16 protein-coding genes are annotated in these 17,304 nt (G+C 60.6%); 6 read left to right on the top strand and 10 right to left on the bottom strand.

Features of this window, described 5'->3' with window-relative positions:
- Positions 1-227 precede the first annotated feature (227 nt).
- Positions 228-821 carry a hypothetical protein gene (locus K0H48_RS03080; RefSeq protein WP_219266353.1) on the top strand — a complete coding sequence of 198 codons (594 nt, stop codon included), beginning with the start codon at positions 228-230 and terminating at the stop codon, positions 819-821.
- A 62-nt stretch (positions 822-883) separates the two neighbouring features.
- On the opposite strand, the gene K0H48_RS03075 is transcribed toward K0H48_RS03080, so the two are convergent.
- Positions 884-1,198, bottom strand: a complete 315-nt coding sequence (locus K0H48_RS03075) for an SCP2 sterol-binding domain-containing protein (protein WP_084380048.1) — start codon at positions 1,196-1,198, stop codon at positions 884-886.
- A 56-nt stretch (positions 1,199-1,254) separates the two neighbouring features.
- Complete coding sequence (locus tag K0H48_RS03070) at positions 1,255-1,965, bottom strand: histidine phosphatase family protein (RefSeq protein ID WP_219266352.1); 711 nt, start codon at positions 1,963-1,965, stop codon at positions 1,255-1,257.
- Between the two features lie 192 nt (positions 1,966-2,157).
- Here K0H48_RS03070 and sohB point away from each other — a divergent pair, with 192 nt between their 5' ends.
- The gene (gene sohB, locus K0H48_RS03065) at positions 2,158-3,183 is read left to right on the top strand and encodes a protease SohB (RefSeq protein WP_219266351.1); all 1,026 of its coding nucleotides are present in this window, start codon (positions 2,158-2,160) and stop codon (positions 3,181-3,183) included.
- A 156-nt stretch (positions 3,184-3,339) separates the two neighbouring features.
- On the opposite strand, the gene K0H48_RS03060 is transcribed toward sohB, so the two are convergent.
- A complete protein-coding gene (locus tag K0H48_RS03060; protein ID WP_219266350.1) occupies positions 3,340-4,854 on the bottom strand; it encodes an MFS transporter in 1,515 nt (504 codons plus the stop codon).
- 148 nt (positions 4,855-5,002) lie between these two features.
- On the opposite strand from K0H48_RS03060, the gene K0H48_RS03055 reads away from it, so the two are divergent.
- On the top strand, positions 5,003-5,905 hold the full coding sequence (locus tag K0H48_RS03055; protein ID WP_219266349.1) for a LysR family transcriptional regulator: 903 nt from the start codon (positions 5,003-5,005) through the stop codon (positions 5,903-5,905).
- Here the strand turns inward: K0H48_RS03055 and dhaL are convergent.
- The 7 genes from dhaL to K0H48_RS03020 form a co-directional block, all read right to left on the bottom strand.
- Positions 5,862-6,509 (bottom strand): dihydroxyacetone kinase subunit DhaL, encoded by a 648-nt coding sequence (gene dhaL / locus K0H48_RS03050; protein WP_219266348.1) that lies wholly within the window; start codon positions 6,507-6,509, stop codon positions 5,862-5,864. The genes K0H48_RS03055 and dhaL overlap by 44 nt on opposite strands.
- A gap of 3 nt (positions 6,510-6,512) precedes the next feature.
- The gene (locus tag K0H48_RS03045; protein WP_219266347.1) at positions 6,513-7,514 is read right to left on the bottom strand and encodes a dihydroxyacetone kinase subunit DhaK; all 1,002 of its coding nucleotides are present in this window, start codon (positions 7,512-7,514) and stop codon (positions 6,513-6,515) included.
- Positions 7,515-7,667: 153 nt separating this feature from the next.
- Positions 7,668-8,783, bottom strand: coding sequence for an alcohol dehydrogenase catalytic domain-containing protein (locus K0H48_RS03040; protein WP_219266346.1), 1,116 nt, complete (start codon positions 8,781-8,783; stop codon positions 7,668-7,670).
- A 27-nt stretch (positions 8,784-8,810) separates the two neighbouring features.
- Positions 8,811-9,566, bottom strand: coding sequence for an SDR family oxidoreductase (locus K0H48_RS03035; RefSeq protein ID WP_219266345.1), 756 nt, complete (start codon positions 9,564-9,566; stop codon positions 8,811-8,813).
- Between the two features lie 134 nt (positions 9,567-9,700).
- Complete coding sequence (locus tag K0H48_RS03030) at positions 9,701-10,708, bottom strand: substrate-binding domain-containing protein (protein ID WP_219266344.1); 1,008 nt, start codon at positions 10,706-10,708, stop codon at positions 9,701-9,703.
- Positions 10,709-10,742: 34 nt separating this feature from the next.
- The gene (locus tag K0H48_RS03025) at positions 10,743-11,720 is read right to left on the bottom strand and encodes an ABC transporter permease (RefSeq protein ID WP_138815740.1); all 978 of its coding nucleotides are present in this window, start codon (positions 11,718-11,720) and stop codon (positions 10,743-10,745) included.
- Positions 11,717-13,204 (bottom strand): sugar ABC transporter ATP-binding protein, encoded by a 1,488-nt coding sequence (locus K0H48_RS03020; protein WP_219266343.1) that lies wholly within the window; start codon positions 13,202-13,204, stop codon positions 11,717-11,719. The genes K0H48_RS03025 and K0H48_RS03020 overlap by 4 nt, the downstream gene beginning before the upstream one ends.
- A gap of 283 nt (positions 13,205-13,487) precedes the next feature.
- Here K0H48_RS03020 and rpiB point away from each other — a divergent pair, with 283 nt between their 5' ends.
- The 3 genes from rpiB to K0H48_RS03005 all read left to right on the top strand — a co-directional run.
- Positions 13,488-13,949 carry a ribose 5-phosphate isomerase B gene (gene rpiB, locus K0H48_RS03015; RefSeq protein ID WP_016969738.1) on the top strand — a complete coding sequence of 154 codons (462 nt, stop codon included), beginning with the start codon at positions 13,488-13,490 and terminating at the stop codon, positions 13,947-13,949.
- A gap of 63 nt (positions 13,950-14,012) precedes the next feature.
- On the top strand, positions 14,013-14,993 hold the full coding sequence (locus tag K0H48_RS03010; RefSeq protein WP_017135920.1) for a sugar-binding transcriptional regulator: 981 nt from the start codon (positions 14,013-14,015) through the stop codon (positions 14,991-14,993).
- A gap of 770 nt (positions 14,994-15,763) precedes the next feature.
- Positions 15,764-17,304, top strand: a 1,541-nt coding sequence (locus K0H48_RS03005) for a TerC family protein (protein ID WP_219266362.1), incomplete at its 3' end; no start/stop codon positions are given.

The raw sequence follows: 17,304 nt of genomic DNA, 5'->3' as shown, positions 1-17,304 counted from the left end.
CTTTTTGGTTACCTTTTTGGTCCTTCAAAAAGTGACCCGCCGTCAGGGCGGAACCCTAAGCCGCCGTTACAAAAATAACGGATATGTACACCGAAACACCGCCATCGCAGGCAAGCCAGCTCCCAGATTAAAACTACATTGCTTGCGAAATGGCAGGCAAAAAATTCCCGCCACCAAAAGGTCTGAATCAGGTAAATTCGCCACCCCTTCAGACAAGGATGTAGACGATGGCGAATGTTATCGCGCGAGTTGGCAGTGCAGGACTATTGTGGGCATTGCTGATCACCTTCGGTGTGTCCATCACTTCACTGTATTCCCGAGAAAGCGCCGCGGCCCCGCTGATGATGCATTGCCGCGAATGCGAGAAAGGCGACGACACCTTCGATGCAACAAAATGGTTCAGTAACGGCATGTACCGCCTTGAAACGGATATTGTTCCCAACCCGATGCGGTCGATGACTCGCACGCATCCGGTGGTCTTCAAGGCCAAGGACAATGACCAACTGGTCGAGGCCGCGCTGCGTGGAATCAGCGATGTGCTCCCATCCTTCGATTCCCGCACGTTTGAAGCACAGTGGCCCGTGTTAACCAAGCGCGTACGTTACAGCTACAGCTTTTTTATGGCGCCCGATGAACCCCGGGACCTCTATGACATGTACTTGCAAGTGGGCAAATACAAGCTGGTGATCGTGGTTGGGCTTGACGTCAATACCGGTGAAATCAGCGCCGAGTATGAAGGGCGTGTGATTCGTGAAAACGATGGTAATGACCCTGCGTACATGGACACGTTCGAAGAGATGGATAACGCCAACACCCGCTGACCGGGGGGCAGGCTGAACGAAAAATCCCGCCGGAAGGCGGGATTTTTTTGAGCGCGGCGTTATCAGGCCGGGAACAGCTCGCTCAGTTTCATGGCCAGCATCATGTCGCCTTCGGTGCGCAGCTTGCCGCCCATGAAGGCCTGCATGCCGTCGGTCTCGCCGCTGACGATGCCTTTCATGGTATCGGCGTCCATCACCAGAGTGACTTGGGCGTCAGGGTTTTCGCCTTCCAGCAGTTCGCAGGTGTTGTTTTTCACCACCAGCGAGAAGTTCTGGGTGTCGTCGATACGGAAACCGAACACCAGGTCCAGGCCGTCGGCGGCGGCTGGGTTGAATTTGGCTTTCATTGCTTCTACAGCTTTGGCTACGTCAGTCATGGTTTCGATCCTTTAAGGTAGAGTCCAGTGACCTTGGGGTCACGGTTGGCCGCAATTCACCGGAACGTGATGAGCTGCGGCGCCTTCAACAGTTGCAAGTGGGTATGACTGTTGAAGGAAGCCAGTGCCACCTCGCGACCACGGAATTTAAGCTGGTTGAGCGAGGTGTTAACAATTTGCCAGTTCAGTTCGAAGGCCTGCGCGGCAGGCATTCGGGTAATCAGGTGGAGCAGGGCGGTAATGGTGCCGCCGGAAGTAAACACGGCGATCTTGTCGCTGTTGTCGGCGGCTTCCAGGATGCGTTGCAGGCCACCCTGCACACGCTCCACGAAACCCAGCCAGCTTTCCAGCCCGGGCGGGTCGTAAGTGCCGGCCAGCCAGCGCTCGATGATCAGGGCGAAAATGCGCTGGAACTCGCTGCGGTTTTGCGCAGCGTTGCGCAGGATATCCACAGCGTGCGGCTCGGTGGTCAGCAGGTCGGGGAGCAGGGCGCGGATGATCGCTTCGCCGTCGAACTCGTTGAAGGCCGGGTCGATTTCCAGCGTTGGGGCTGGCAGGCCGAGGGCGCGGTATTGATCGAATGCGGCGGTGGCGGTGTGCTGCTGGCGACGCAGGTCGCCAGACAGGCAGCGGTCAAACGTGAGGCCCAGGTCCGCCAGATGACGACCGAGGACTTGCGCTTGCTCCACGCCGACGGGCGACAGGACGTCATAGTCGTCTGCACCGAAGGAGGCCTGGCCATGTCGAATCAGATAGATGCTGCCCACGTCCGTTTTCCCGGTACGTTGAAAGTCTGGCGAGGTTATGAGGATGCCTGCGAGCTGTCAATGAAAAAACATACGCTTGTTTTAAAAGCGCGTTAGAGGCCGACTGCTGGCGGTTTGAGCACTGGTCCGAAGGCGGTGCCGTCGGTATGCTGGGGCCATCCGCGCCTGGCGCCGTGCTTTTTGAGGAGACATATGGATTTTTTGGCTGAATACGCGAGCTTTCTGGCGAAGACCGTCACCCTGGTGGTCGCTATTCTGGTGGTACTGATCAGTTTCGCCGCGCTGCGCAGCAAGGGGCGACGCAAATCCGCCGGCCAATTGCAGGTCAGCAAGCTCAATGACTTCTACAAAGGCCTGCGTGAGCGCCTCGAATCGAGCCTGCTCGACAAGGACCAGCTCAAGGCCCTGCGCAAATCCGAAAGCAAGACCGAAAAGAAGAACAGCAAGAAGAAACCCGAGGCCAAGCCACGGGTGTTTGTGCTGGATTTTGACGGCGACATCAAGGCCTCGGCCACCGAGAGCCTGCGCCATGAAATCACCGCGCTGTTGAGCCTGGCCACGCCCAAGGATGAAGTGGTGCTGCGCCTGGAAAGCGGCGGCGGCATGGTGCACAGCTATGGCCTGGCCTCATCGCAGCTGGCGCGTATCCGTCAGGCCGGCGTGCCGTTGACCGTGTGCATCGACAAAGTTGCGGCCAGCGGCGGCTACATGATGGCGTGCATCGGCGAGAAGATTATCAGCGCACCCTTTGCGATCCTCGGCTCCATTGGCGTGGTAGCGCAGTTGCCCAACGTCAACCGCCTGCTGAAAAAGCACGACATCGACTTTGAAGTGCTGACCGCCGGTGAATACAAACGCACCCTCACCGTGTTTGGCGAAAACACCGAGAAGGGCCGGGAGAAGTTCCAGGAAGACCTGGACATCACCCATCAGTTGTTCAAGAACTTCGTCTCGCGCTATCGCCCGCAGTTGGCAATCGATGATGTCGCGACCGGAGAAGTGTGGCTGGGTGTTGCAGCGCTCGACAAACAGTTGGTCGATGAACTGCAAACCAGCGACGAATACCTGGCGACCAAGGCCAAGACGGCCGACGTGTTCCACCTGCACTACGCCGAGCGTAAAAGCCTGCAAGAACGTGTGGGCCTGGCGGCCAGCGGCTCGGTGGACCGCGTGTTGCTGGCCTGGTGGAGCCGGTTGACCCAGCAGCGGTTCTGGTAACTGTAGGTGACCGATCGTTCCCACGCTCTGCGTGGGAATGCATCCTGTGACGCTCCGCGTCACCCTTGCGCGGTGCTTGAACCTTGTGCTGGACGCAGAGCGTCCGGGGCGGCATTCCCACGCAGAGCATGGGAACGATCGTAGCGGCTCCCACATTTAGTTTTGCGCCAGGGCGGGAATCGGCTTTCGCATCAGCGTCCCCACCACCAATGCTCCCAGTAGCCCCAACAACCCGGCCACCCACAACACCCCACTGAACCCACCCACAAACGCCTGCCGCGCCCGCGGTTGCACCAGCACTCGCGCCGGTTCCGGCAGCAAGTCCATCGCCGCCTGCATATCCCCGGCCACCACTCGCGACGCAATCCCCGCCACCTGGGCCTGCCATTGCGGGTCGATACTCGTGCTCAGCAACTGCTCGCTATGGCTGCTGAGCAACGCCCCATACACGCCGATGGCCAACATGATCGCGCTGAAACGCATCGTGGTACTCATGCCCGACGCCATGCCCGCACGGTCACGTGGCACGCAAGCCATGATGTTTTTCTGCGTGTCGCCATTGAGCAGGCCCGCACCGGCGCCGGTCACGGCAATGGCCAGCGCGAAGGGCAGATAACCGCCCACATTCACCGCCCAGGCGCTTAACAGGTTGCCGCAGCCCACCAGAGTCAAACCGGTGGCCATCATCGTTGCAGGCGCAAAACGCCCGGCCAGCCGTGCGCCGATGCGTGGGCAAATCAACATGGTCAAGGCAAATGGCAACATTCCCAGCCCCGACGCTATGGCAGAAAAACCCAAACCGTTCTGCAGATAAAACGGCAGTAACGTCATCATCACCTGGGCACAGCCGGCGTAGGCAAACATCCCCAGCAGCGCGCCGATAAAACGCGGGTGCCGGAACAGTTGCAAGTCGACCATGGGCCGCTGTTGCACACGTTCGACGATTACAAATACACCCAGCAACACTGCGCCGCCAATCAGGCGCGCGTAGGTCAGCGGGCTGTCCCAGCCGATGCGATTGGCCTCGATCAAACCCCAGATCAGGCACAGCAAGCTGGCACTGAACGCCAGGCTGCCCCACGGGTCCAGACGCGCAGATTGAGTGTCGCGTGATTCGGGGATCGCCCGCAGCACCAGCGCCATCAACCCAAGACCCACGGGCAGGTTGAGGTAGAAGATCCAGCGCCAGCCCAGGTACTGGGTGATCACGCCGCCCAGGGTCGGCGCGGCGGTCATCGCCACGCCCATGCATGCGCCCCAGAATGCCCAGGCTTTGGCACGCTCGACTTCATCGTGAAAGGTGTGGCCGATGGACGCCAGGGCAGAGGTCAGCAGCAAGGCTGCGCCGACGCCTTTGACGGCGCGGGCAAGGTCCAGCAACAACGCATTCGGTGCAGCGCCACAGCCCAGCGAGGCAAGGATGAAAATGCTCAAGCCCCAGATCAGCGACCGCTTGCGACCAAAGCGGTCGGCGATGCTGCCGGCGGGCAGTAACAGGGCGGCGAACGCCAGCATATAGGCGCTGACCACCCACTCGATATCGGCGAAATTCGCACCCAGGTCGCGCGCGATACTCGGCAGGGTGACGGCGACGATATTGGTGTCGAGCACAATCAGCGAGCAGACTCCCGAGGCGGTCAGCAGGGTGAGGCGCGGGCTGACCTGGCTCATGGCTTGATTGCCTTACAGGTAATGTGGGAAAGACCAATAATGTGCATCGCAGGCGCCTCAGTGTGGGTGTACGCTGAGCTTATCCCTGGCTAAGGCTCGTTTTATTAGCTGGGAACCCACACTTCATTACCTTTGAGCTAATACCTGAATGGAAATCCGCCATTTCCGCTACTTCCTCGCCGTCGCCAGGCAGCGCAATTTCACCCGCGCGGCTGAGCAACTGGGCATCGCGCCGCCGACCTTGAGCCGACAGATCCAGGACATGGAAGCCACGCTGGGCACGCGCCTGTTTATCCGTCAGCAACGTGAGGTGAGCCTCACTGAAGCCGGTGCTGCGTTGCTGATCGAAGCCGAAGCCACCGTGCGCCAGTTCGAGTTCGCCCAACGCAACGCCCAGCGCGCCGGGCGCGGGGAAATCGGGCATATCGAATTGGGCTATGTGGCGTCGGCGGTGTATTCGGGGCTGCTGCAAAAACAGATGCAGGCGTTCAGCCAGGCGTTTCCCGATGTGAGCGTGAATGTGCGCGAATGCGCCATGGCGTCCTTGCCCGGTGCGGTAGCCGACGGGCGTTATGACATCGGCTATATCCGCTCGCCCATGACCTTGCCTGAAGGTGTGGAGGCGGTGCGCCTGGACAGCGAAGGCTTTGTGTTGGCGCTGCCCCAGGACTCCTGGCTGCTGGGTCTTAAGGTCATCGGCTGCGAACACCTGCAAAACGAGACGTTTATATTGCCCGAACAAATCAGCGGCACTTTGCATGTTGCGGCACAGGGTGGTTTCGCCCCGAGCCTGGGGCCGCAGCCGGGCGGCCTGGTCGCAGTGGTGGCATTGGTGTCGTTAGGGCAGGGCGTGGCGGTGGTGCCAGCGTCGATGGTCGGGCACGTGAATTTGCCGGGCGTGGTGTACCGCACGATCCATCAGGGCGCGAATGAGGCCTCATCGTGGCTGTCGCTGATTCACCGGCGCTTTGAAAAAGCGCCGGCGGTTGCGCGGTATATACAGCAGGTCACGCAGTCAGCCGTGGCTGCACGGAATCGGCCAGGCGCGTAAGAATCAGGCAGCACGACACCGCCCCGGCATCCAGCACCCCCAGCGAGCGCTCGCCCAGGCGGCTGGCGCGACCGATTTTGGCGATCAGGTCTTTGGTCGAATCGCGCCCTTGGGACGCGGCGGTTTTCATCGCCTCCAGCGCATCATTAAACGACGCGCCACTGGCATGCGCGCGCTCGAAGGCTTCAACCGCCGGGATCAGCGTGTCCATCAAGCACTTGTCGCCCACGCCCGCTTCGGTGATGTCCTGCAACGAGGTCAGGCCGCCGCGCAGCAGGTGGGCAAAGGTTGCCGCGTCGATGTTCTCGCTGCTGCGCACTTCGTCGGCCATGCCGATAAACAGGCTGCCATACAGCGGCCCCATGGAGCCGCCGATGCCTTCCATCAGGCTCAGGGTCAGTTCATCCAGGGCTTCGGCCAGGGTCAACTGGCGACCTTCGAGGCTGCGCCCGCAATGGGCAAAGCCCTTGGCCATGTTGATACCGTGGTCGCCGTCGCCAATGGCGCCGTCGATTTCACTGAGGTATTCACGGTTGGCCACGATCACGCTGACCAGGTCAGCGACAATGGCGCTGCCGTCGCGGGTGGAAAAATGCTGGTTCATGGTTCACTCCGCCTGGGTCATGCCGATGGAACGGCAGGGTTGGTCGATCAGGGTTTTTAGCTCAGCGTCGAGGCCGAGCAGGGTCAGGGTCACGCCCATCATTTCCAGGGAGGTGAAGTAGTTGCCGACGTAGCAACGGTGAATCTTCAGGCCCTTGGCCTTGAGTTGGCTTTCGACCTCGGCGTAGAACACATACAACTCCATCACCGGTGTAGCGCCCAGGCCCGAAACCAGCACCACCACACTGTCATCCTGGCTGAAATCGCGGTCGGCGAGGATCGGCGCGAGCATGCGCTCGGCCATGGCGGCAGCCGGTTCGATGGCGATCACTTCAATGCCCGGTTCGCCGTGATGGCCGATGCCCAGTTCCATCTGGCCGTCGGGAATCTGGAAGTTCGGCTTGCCCACGGCCGCGATGGTGCAGGGCGTGAGGCCGATGCCGATGGAGCGGCAGTTATCCACGGTTTTCTGTGCGACGCGAATCACGCCATCCAGGTCGTAATGCTGGGCGGCCGCAGCGCCGCCGATCTTCCACATGAATATTTCGCCGGCCACGCCACGGCGCTTGGCGATATCGGCCTTGGGTGCGGAAGCCACGTCGTCATTGGCGACCACGGTGCGGATGCGCATGTCTTTGCTGGCGGCCATTTTCATTGCCAGCTTCACGTTCATGTTGTCACCGGCGTAGTTGCCGTACAGGCAGGCCACGCCCGCACCATGGTCGGCGGCGCGGAAGGCGTCGAAAAAGCTCTTGGCGGTGGGCGACGAGAAGATCTCGCCGACGGCCACGGCGTCCACCAGGCCCGGGCCGACGTAGCCGAGAAAGGCCGGTTCATGGCCGGAGCCGCCGCCGGTGACAATGCCGACACAGCCGGCTGCCGATGGCTTGGCCTTGGTGATGACCCGTGGGTTGGTTTCGTATTGGCGCAACTCGGGGTGCGCGACCAGGATGCCGCGCAGCATGTCCTCGACCACGTGGTCCGGATCGTTGATGACTCGATTCATAACGCGGGTTCCTGTTCTTGTTCTTGAAGGGCAACAACAATTCCCTGTGGGAGCGGGCTTGCTCGCGAAAGCGGTGGTTCAGTTGATACCTGTGTTGACTGACACGCCGTCTTCGCGAGCAAGCCCGCTCCCACATTTGGGTATGTAGTGTTCTTAAGGTTCGAGGACTACCTTGAGCGACTTGTCCCCACGCTCCATCACCGCAAATGCTTCCTTGAAGTCCGCCAACGCAAACTTGTGGGTCACCACGTCGCGCATGTCGATCTTGCGGTTGCCGATAAAATCGATGGCGCGCGGGTACATGTACGGCCCCAGGTGTGAACCCAAAATATCCAGTTCCTTGCGGTCGCCGATGATCGACCAATCTACCGTGGCCTCGTCATTAAACACGCTGAATTCGACGAAACGCCCCAGCTTGCGCAGCATCGCCAGGCCCTGGTTTACCGCCTTGTGGTGCCCGGTGGCTTCGATATAAATGTCGCAACCATAACCGTCGGTGATTTCGCGAATTTTGGCCATTACGTCGACTTCAGCCGGGTTCCACACCTCGTCGGCGCCCATGCGCAGGGCGAGGGCGGCGCGTTCGGGTTTCATGTCCAGCACGATCAGTTTTTTCGGGTTGCGCAGGCGCACCGCACCGATGATGCCCAGGCCCAAGGTGCCGGCGCCGGCGACTACCACCACATCGTCATGGTCGACATTCGCGCGCTCGGCCGCGTGCAGCGAGCAGGCCAGCGGCTCGATCAGAATGGCTTCATCCGGGGCGATGGATTCCGGCACTTTATGAATGATGCCTTCCTTGGTGAAAATCATGTATTGGGCCATGGCGCCCTGCACATTGTTCTGGAAGCCATACAGGTCGTGCTTCTGGCACATCCAGTACTGGCCGTGGTTGCAGAAACGGCAGCCCCAGCACGGCACGATCTGTTCGGAGATCACTCGGTCGCCGACCGCCACACCGCGCTTTTCTGCACCTGGGCCGAGGGCGACAACACGGCAGACGAACTCATGCCCGGGAATCATCGGCGGCTTCACATAGCGCGGTTGCTCGGCATCGCCCCAGAACGATGGCGCGCCGCGATAGGTCTTGATGTCACCCATGCAGATGCCGCACAGCTCGACTTTGGTGAGAATCTCGTCAGGGCCTGGTGTGGGCACGTCGACGGTTTCCAGGCGATAGTCTTCCGGCCCGTGGCAGACCACGGCCTGCATGGTTTTCGGGATGACCGGGGACAATTGTTCAGGTGTGCGTTCGGTGACGGTGGACATGACTAAACCTCACGACAAAAAAATGAATTACTGAATGCTGTAGCCGCCATCGATCACCATGTTGGCGCCGGTGATCATCTGCGCAGCGTCGCTGAGCAGGTACAGCGCCAGCCCGGCGATTTCTTCCGGCTGGGCAAAACGGCCCGCCGGGATCTGCAATTTGGCCTTCTCACCCAATTCACCGGCCCAGGCTTTTTTGCCCAGGGCGGTCTCGACGATAGTTGGGGAGATGGCGTTGACGTTGATCTGTGGCGCCCATTCCATGGCGAGCACTTTGGTCATGCCGACGATGGCGGCCTTGCTCGCGCAGTAGGCGACGTGACGGTCCAGGCCAATCACGGCGGCCTGGGAGGCCAGGTTGACGATGCGTCCGCTGCCCTGCGCCAACATGTGTCTGGCGCAGGCCTGGGCCACGAAGAAGCTGGCCTTGAGGTTGATGTCGAGGGTGGTGTCCCAGGCGCTTTCGCTGACGTCGACGGCCTTGTCCAGCAACACCACGCCGGCGCTGTTGATCAGGTAATCGATGCGCTGGAAGTGTTCGAATACGCTGTCGATGGTGCGCTGTATCTGGCCGATCTGGCCGAGGTCGACGGCAATGCCCAGGTGGCCGTCGCCCAGGCTGGCCGCGACGTGCACCACCGCCGGGTCGCGGTCGAGCAGGGCCACGCGGGCGCCGCGCTCCACCAGCAGGTTGGCGCAGGCCAGGCCAATGCCGGCGGCGCCGCCGGTGATCACCGCGCAACGGCCGGTGAGGTCGAAGGCTTGGTTCCAGAATCCAGACATGAATGACTCCTCTCTCGATCGTTCCCACGCTCTGCGTGGGAATGCCGCCTGGGACGCTCTGCGTCCCGATGTTGGGTGACGCGGAGCGTCACGGGATGGATTCCCACGCGGAGCGTGGGAACGATCACAGACCGTTATTTACTGCCGCTGACCTGCTGGTACAGCGCATCGGCATTCGCGTTAGTGACGGGCACCCACGGCAGGATGTAGTTCTTGGCGGTGCCATCGCCCCATTTCACGTCTTTGCCGTAGCGCTCCCAGATCACCGACTGCGGCTTGTAGTCCTTGCCCGCCAGTGCGCGCAATGCCACATCCAGCGCGCCTTGGGATTGGGCCTGGGCGTCTTGCAGGAAGGTGGTGACTTCGTCTTTCTTCGCCGCCTGGATCGCGTCCGGCATGCCGTCGATAGAGGTGACCGGCACGTCCTTGGACGTCAACCCGTGGGACTTCAGCGCCTGCACGGCACCCAGGGCCATGTCGTCGTTTTGCGCGATCACGCCGTTGATGCCTTTGGGGTGCGCGTTCAGCCAGTCTTCGGTAAGGGTCAGGGCCTGGGCGCGGTCCCAGTTGGCGGTCTTTTTCTCGATGATCTTGATGTCCGGATGCTTGCTCAGCACTTCCAGTTCGCCTTTTTCCCGGTCGATTTGCGCCGACTGGCCAATCGGGCCCTGGATGATCACCACATTGCCTTTGCCATTGAGCTTGTCGACCATGGCCTGGGCCTGGAGGCGGCCGCCCTCTACGTCGTCGTTGCCCACATAAGGCACGGAGGCATCGGCTACTTTCGTATTGGAGGCGATGACCACTACGTCGTTGCTCATGGCGGCTTTAACGGTGCCGACGCCGGCCTTGGTGTCGATGGGCACGAACAGGATGGCGTCGTAGTGCTGGGTCACCATGTTTTCGATCTGGTTGTTCTGGGTCAGGGCGTCATAGTTGCCGTCGAACACCGTCAGTTGCACGGTGCCGTCCTTGACCGCCGGGTGCTCCTTGAGCTCACGGACCCAGTTCTGCATGAACTGGCCCTTGAGGCCGTAGACGGCGGCGCCGATCTTGTAGGTCTTGCCGTCGGCGGCAAAGGCAACGCTGCTGGCGAGCAGGGTGAGGGTCGCCGCGGCGGCCAAAGTGGTACCAAGTTTCATGAGTAGAACTCCGGTTATTGTTGTGGGTCGTTCTCTAGCGTTTTTTCTTGCGCCACACGTCGATCAGTACTGCGAACACGATGATCAGGCCCTTGGCGACCTGCTGGTAATACGAAGACACGCCGAGCAGGTTCAGCCCGTTGTTGATCACGCCGATCAGCAGCGCACCAAACAATGTGCCGACAATGCTGCCGGTGCCGCCCGACAGGCTGGTGCCGCCGATCACCACGGCGGCAATCGCGTCCAGCTCATAGGAAACCCCGGCCTGGGGCAGGGCGGAGGTGGTGCGTGCCGAGAGCACTACGCCGGCCAACCCGGCGAGCAAACCCGAGACCACGTACACCGAAAACATCACCTTGCGCACGCCGATACCCGAGGTGCGTGCGCTCTTTTCATTGCCGCCCACCGCGTACACGTAGCGGCCGTACGTGGTGTAGCGCAGCACCATCCAGAAGATCAGCGCGACCACCGCGAAGATCACGATGGGCACGCCAATCGGGCCGATTTTGCCGATGCCCAGCGCCAGGTAGGCGTCGGGCAGGTCGGTGATGGGGCTGCCGTCATTGAGGATGAAGGTCATGCCGCGCGCGATACTGAGCATGCCCAGGGTGGCCACGAACGGCGGGATCGACAGGTTGGCAACCATAAAGCCGTTGACCACGCCGAGCATTGCGCCGGCAAACATCCCCGCACTCACCGCCGCCAGCAGGCCGTAGCCCTGGGTCGCGACCATGGCGCTGCACAACCCGGCAAAGGCCAGGATCGAGCCTACCGACAGGTCGATGCCTTTGGTGAGGATCACGTAGGTCATGCCCACGGCCAAAATGCCATTGATCGAGGTCTGGCGCAGGATGTCCATCCAGTTGCGCCAGGTCATGAAGTATTCGCTGGAAAACGCCATCACCACGCACAGCAGGATAAACACCAGCGGCAGGCCGAAGCGGTCGAGGGACACACGCAGGCGATTGCGCGGTGCGGTGGTCATGGGCGGAGCGATGGTTTTGGCATTCATGAGGCAAGACTCAACAAGGCTTCCTGGGAAAGGGCGGTGTCGGTGCTGATAGTCACCAGCCGGCCGCCTTTGAATACGGCGATGCGATCACTTAAATGCAGCAGCTCCGGGGCTTCGGAAGACACCACAATGGCAGCGCCACCGGCGCGCACGAACTGGTCGAGCAGGTGGTAGATCTCCTGCTTGGCGCCTTCATCGATGCCACGGGTCGGCTCGTCGCAGAGCAGGCACACCGGCTCGGTCGACAGGCATTTGGCGAGCACGACTTTCTGCTGGTTGCCGCCGCTCATGGACGCCACCGGCAACTCCAGGGAACTGGTCTTGATCTGCAGGCGCTTGACCATGGTTTCGGCCAGTTGGGTTTCCTTGCGCGCATTGATCAGCGACCAACTCGACAGGCGCTTGTAGGCCGACAGCGCAATGTTGGAAAGAATGCTGCCGGTGAGCACCAGGCCGCTGTCTTTGCGGTCTTCGGTGACCAGCGACATACCGGCGTTGATCGTGGCTTTGGGCAGGCCGATGGGCATGGGCTTGCCTTGCAGGGTCACGCTGCCGGAGTCCGCGACCGTCAACCCATAGATACAATTGAGAAACTCGCTGCGCCCCGAACCCATCAGCCCATAGATGCCGAGGATTTCGCCCTGGCGCAGTTGCAGGCTGATGTCGTGGAACTCGCCATTGCGGCTCAGGTTGTCGACTTGCAGGCAGGTGGTGGCGGCGCATTCGCGGCCGACCTTATGGTCGATGCGTGTCAGCTCCTGGCCAACAATCCCGCGCACCAAATGGTTGCGGTCGATATCGGCCATGCGCCCGCTTTCCACAAAGGCGCCGTCGCGGAAAATGCTGTATGCGTCGGCGATCTGCGCCAGCTCGCTCAAGCGGTGCGATACGTAGACGATGCCGGCGCCTCTTGCAGTGAGGCGGCGGATGGCCTTGAACAGGGTTTCCGCTTCGCGCTCGCCGATCGCCGAAGTCGGCTCGTCCATGATCATCACCTGGCAGTCATGGCTGAACGCCTTGGCGATTTCCACCAGTTGAATCTGCGCCACGCTCAGGCGGTGCATGGGGCTGGTGGCGTCGACCTCGAATTCCAGGCTTTCGAGCAGCTCGCGGGTGCGGCGGTTGAGGGTCTTGCTGTCGACGATGCAACCGGCACGGCGCGGTTCGCGGCCCAGCCAGATATTTTCGGCGACGGTCATATAAGGGATGGGTTCCAGCTCCTGGGTGATCATCGCGATCCCCGCCGCCAGCGCTTCACTTGGGCGGTTGAACTGGACGGGCGTGCCGTTGAGCAGGATGGTTCCGGCGTCACGCTGGGTGATGCCCATCAGGATGCTCAGGAACGTCGACTTGCCGGCGCCATTGCCGCCGCACAGCGCATGCACGCTGCCGGCCCGCAGAGAAAGGCGCCCGTCACGCAGGGCAGGCACCCCGGCGTAGGCCTTGGCGACGTGTTCAGCCTGGAGCAGTAATGGCGTGGCCATCGGCGTGTCCTCGTGCTGTGAATTCTTATTAGGTCGCACAGTCATGTTTCGCTGTGATCATATGTGTATCAAATGAAATTCTGATCAGTCAATCGCTTTCATTAAAAAGTTATAAATACGCCTGTTTGCGCAAAACTGGCCTGTTTAGACGGCTTTGACTGGAAGGTCAGCTAAAACGCGCTTGACAGAAAGGGTGTAATGCTCGAGAAATAACTGAGCGAAATTTCATTGAGTGATCATATGATCAGTCTAAAGCACCTAAACGGCAGCGGAGCCAGACGCCATGAACACACCTTTCCCGGTGGCTATCGGATGCGATGAAGCGGGTTTTGAGCTCAAAGAGCTGTTAAAGCGCCATATCGAGGCGCTGGGTTACCCGGTGACCGACTTCGGCACCCATTCCACCGCGCCGGTGCTGTACCCGGACATCGCGCTGGCAGTGGCCACCGCCATCAATGCCGGGCAGCAACGCTTAGGTGTGCTGGTGTGCGGCACCGGGATCGGCATGGCCATCTCGGCCAACAAGGTGCTGGGCATCCGTGCGGCCCAGGCCCACGACACCTATTCGGCGGAGCGCGCACGCAAGAGCAACGATGCGCAAATCCTCTCTATTGGCGCGCGGGTGATCGGCGCCGAGCTGGCCAAAAGCATCGTCAAATCGTTTCTGGAGTCGGAGTTCGAGGCGGCGCGTTCCGGGGCCAAGGTCGAGCGTATCAATGCGATCGAGCGCGATGGGCATCAGTAGTGGACGGGACGGGGCAAGAGTCGGGAGAATGCGCCTTTGACGCCGAAACGGAAGCCCGTCCCCATGAGTGACAGTACCCAGCGCATCGCCAGCGATATCGATCAGATGACCGAAGTGGCGATGCTCTATTACCTTGAGAACGTCACTCAGGAGGCCATCGCCAAGCGCTTCGACCTGTCGCGGGCCAAAGTCAGCCGCTTGCTCAAACGTGCGCGCGATGAAGGGATTGTCGAGGTACGGGTGTTGCAGCACCCGGCAATGAACAACGAGCTGGAGCGCGCGCTGGTGGAGCGCTTCAAGCTCGACCGCGCGCTGATCGCCGTCGACCACAGCGAACCCGACACCCAGCGCTCGGCCGTCGCCAGCCTGGTGGCCAACTACCTGAACAAAACCTTGAGCGACGGCATGATCGTCGCCGTCGGCATGGGCCGTAACGTCGGCGCGGTCGCCGACAACGTGTTTTTGCCGGTGACGCGCAACTGCACATTTGTCTGTGCTATCGGCGGTTCGCTCAAGGCGGGCGAATACATGAACCCCGACCATATCTGCCGACGCCTGGCCCTGCGTTTTGGTGGCGAGAGTGAAAGCTTGTATGCGCCGGCACTGGTGGCCAACCCGGAATTGCGCGGCGTGCTGATCAACAACGACACGGTGCGCTCAACCCTCGACCGCGCGCGGCGCGCGGACATTGCGCTGATCGGCATTGGTGACATGAGCGAGAACAGCAACATGGTGCGCATGGGCTGGTTCTCGCCGCAGGAAATCGCCCAGGCGCGGCTGTCCGGCACGGTGGGCGACATGATGGGGTATGACTTTATCGACATTCATGGACAGCCGGCGGTCAACGCGATTCAAGGGCGAGTGATCGGGTTGACCGTCCAGGAGTTGTTTCGCATCCCGGATGTGGTGGCGATTGCCAGCGAGAACACCAAGGCGGCAGCGACCTTGGGCGCGTTGCGGTCTGGGGTGATTAATACGCTCGCCACCACGGTGACGAATGCGCACACGATCCTGGCGCTGGATGATGCGACGCGTAAATCCTGACCCGCCATCTGAAACTGGCTTAGGTCGGAACTGGCTTATGTGGGAGCTGGCTTGCCTGTCTGCATCGCAGGCAAGCCAGCTCCCACAGAAAAGCACATGTTCAGTGCATGCAAATCCGCAGCCGACCTCATATTCAAAACTGCATGCGGTCAACTGTGGGAGCGGGCTTGCTCGCGAATGCGGTGTATCAGTGACAGATAAATTGACTGACACGCCGCATTCGCGAGCAAGCCCGCTCCCACATTTAGACCGAGTTGCATCAGGTAGATTGGCTTTTGCTTTGCACTTGATCTGGCTTTTTATTCAACCACTCAAGCCTTCGTTCTGGCACACCGAGCCTAAGCGAGGTGCTGAGTGGTGGGGCGAAGACTTTTTGGTTACTTTTGTCTGGGCCGGCATTCCGGTCTTTACAAAAGTGACCCGCCGTCAGGGCGGAACCCTAAGTAGCCATCACCGCAGCAACAGATATACACACCAAAATCCCAGACAAACCAATCCCCACATCGCTTTTGCGTACGCTTGAAATACAGATTTTGTAATAGTTTTGCAGTGTGGGAAATTTGAGTTTCGACTGTACGATTCAAGTCCTTTTCTCACTGCAGGACTTGCATGAACACCCTCTCGGAGCCTCCCAGTCGTCTTTCCCCAAGACATTCACTGTCGCCGTTCCTGCTCAAGTACCCCGTATTCCGACTGCTAACCTTGTCCCGGTCCACTGACCGCGCCTTGCCGTGCCCGGCATTCTGAAATCAACTACGAGACTTTTATAAATGGAATGGTTAGCGGATCCAACGGCCTGGCTTGGCTTGTTGACCTTGATTGTGCTGGAACTGGTGCTGGGCATCGACAACCTGGTGTTTATTGCGATTTTGGCCGACAAGTTGCCGCCGGAGCAGCGCGACCGCGCGCGGTTGATCGGGCTGTCCCTGGCATTGCTGATGCGCCTGGGCTTGCTGGCAAGTATTTCGTGGATGGTGACGCTCACCCAGCCCCTGTTCGAAGTGTTCGGCAAAGGCTTCTCCGGGCGTGACCTGATCATGCTGTTTGGCGGTGTGTTCCTGTTGTTCAAAGCCACCATGGAATTGCATGAGCGCCTTGAGGGGCATGTGGCGCAACGCACCGGCAATGCCACTTATGCGATGTTCTGGCCGATCGTCGCGCAGATCGTGGTACTCGACGCGGTGTTCTCCCTGGATGCGGTGGTCACGGCCGTGGGCATGGTCGATGAGCTGGCGGTGATGATGATCGCCGTGGTCTTCTCCATCGGCCTGATGATCGTGGCGAGCAAGCCGCTGACGCGCTTCGTCAATTCGCACCCGACGGTGATCATGCTGTGCCTGAGCTTCTTGATGATGATCGGCCTAGTGCTGACCGCCGAAGGCTTGGGCTTCCATGTGCCTAAGGGCTACCTGTATGCAGCCATGGGCTTCTCGATTGTGGTGGAGTTGTTCAACCAGCTGGCCCGCGCCCGTCGCAAGAAGTCGGCGCAAGGCACCTTGCCGGTGCGCCAGCGTACCGCCCATGCGGTGATGCGTTTGCTCGGTGGCCGCAGTTTGGCGGTGGAGGGTGTGGATGATGACGTCGCTGACCTGCTGGGCGAGCCGGATGCCGGCCAAGGCCCGCTGTTCGATCGACGTGAACGCGTGATGATCAGCGGTGTGTTGCAATTGGCCGAGCGGCCGATCCGCACCTTGATGACGCCACGGGCCAAGGTCGACTGTATTGATCTGGCGGACGACGCCGACACCATCCGGCAAAAACTCATGCACTCGTCCTATTCGCGCCTGCCGTTGATCCGTAACGGCGCTGTGGATGAGCCGTTAGGGTTTGTGCATAAAAAGGAGCTGCTCAAGGAATACCTGGCCGGTAACGAGCCGAACCTTGAGCACTTGGCGCGCCGGGCGGTCAATTTGCTGGAGAGCTTCTCGATCCTTAACGCCCTGGAGCAAATGCGCCAGGAGTCGACCCACATTGCCTTCGTGATCAACGAATTCGGCGACTTCATGGGTGTGTTGAGCATGACCGACATTCTCGAATCCATCGCCGGTGAATTGCCCGATGCCAGCGAAATCGAAGGGCCGGATATTGTCGAGGAGGGCGAGGGGTTTCGCGCCAATGGCGCCTTGAACCTTAACCTGGTGCGCCAGCGTACCGGCTTCAAGGCTGCCGCCACCCAGGACTATCAAACCCTCGCCGGGTTGGTGATGAGCCTGCTCGACCGCCTGCCCGTGGTGGGTGATAGCCTGGAGCATGAGGGCTGGCGTTTGACCGTCGCGGCGGTTGAGGAGCGTCGGGTCATACAGGTGGTTCT

Source organism: Pseudomonas sp. Xaverov 259, from assembly GCF_019352915.1.
GTDB lineage: Bacteria > Pseudomonadota > Gammaproteobacteria > Pseudomonadales > Pseudomonadaceae > Aquipseudomonas.
Note: the sequence above shows the minus strand (reverse complement) of the source record. Positions and strands in the feature narration are given on the sequence as shown.

What these genes read in the sequence shown, in the direction of transcription:
- K0H48_RS03080 (WP_219266353.1), top strand. Translation starts at nt 228, where the DNA reads ATGGCGAATGTTATCGCGCGAGTTGGCAGTGCAGGACTATTGTGGGCA.
- K0H48_RS03075 (WP_084380048.1), bottom strand. Translation starts at nt 1,198, where the DNA reads ATGACTGACGTAGCCAAAGCTGTAGAAGCAATGAAAGCCAAATTCAAC.
- sohB (WP_219266351.1), top strand. Translation starts at nt 2,158, where the DNA reads ATGGATTTTTTGGCTGAATACGCGAGCTTTCTGGCGAAGACCGTCACC.
- K0H48_RS03060 (WP_219266350.1), bottom strand. Translation starts at nt 4,854, where the DNA reads ATGAGCCAGGTCAGCCCGCGCCTCACCCTGCTGACCGCCTCGGGAGTC.
- K0H48_RS03055 (WP_219266349.1), top strand. Translation starts at nt 5,003, where the DNA reads ATGGAAATCCGCCATTTCCGCTACTTCCTCGCCGTCGCCAGGCAGCGC.
- dhaL (WP_219266348.1), bottom strand. Translation starts at nt 6,509, where the DNA reads ATGAACCAGCATTTTTCCACCCGCGACGGCAGCGCCATTGTCGCTGAC.
- K0H48_RS03045 (WP_219266347.1), bottom strand. Translation starts at nt 7,514, where the DNA reads ATGAATCGAGTCATCAACGATCCGGACCACGTGGTCGAGGACATGCTG.
- K0H48_RS03040 (WP_219266346.1), bottom strand. Translation starts at nt 8,783, where the DNA reads ATGTCCACCGTCACCGAACGCACACCTGAACAATTGTCCCCGGTCATC.
- K0H48_RS03035 (WP_219266345.1), bottom strand. Translation starts at nt 9,566, where the DNA reads ATGTCTGGATTCTGGAACCAAGCCTTCGACCTCACCGGCCGTTGCGCG.
- K0H48_RS03030 (WP_219266344.1), bottom strand. Translation starts at nt 10,708, where the DNA reads ATGAAACTTGGTACCACTTTGGCCGCCGCGGCGACCCTCACCCTGCTC.
- K0H48_RS03025 (WP_138815740.1), bottom strand. Translation starts at nt 11,720, where the DNA reads ATGAATGCCAAAACCATCGCTCCGCCCATGACCACCGCACCGCGCAAT.
- K0H48_RS03020 (WP_219266343.1), bottom strand. Translation starts at nt 13,204, where the DNA reads ATGGCCACGCCATTACTGCTCCAGGCTGAACACGTCGCCAAGGCCTAC.
- rpiB (WP_016969738.1), top strand. Translation starts at nt 13,488, where the DNA reads ATGAACACACCTTTCCCGGTGGCTATCGGATGCGATGAAGCGGGTTTT.
- K0H48_RS03010 (WP_017135920.1), top strand. Translation starts at nt 14,013, where the DNA reads ATGAGTGACAGTACCCAGCGCATCGCCAGCGATATCGATCAGATGACC.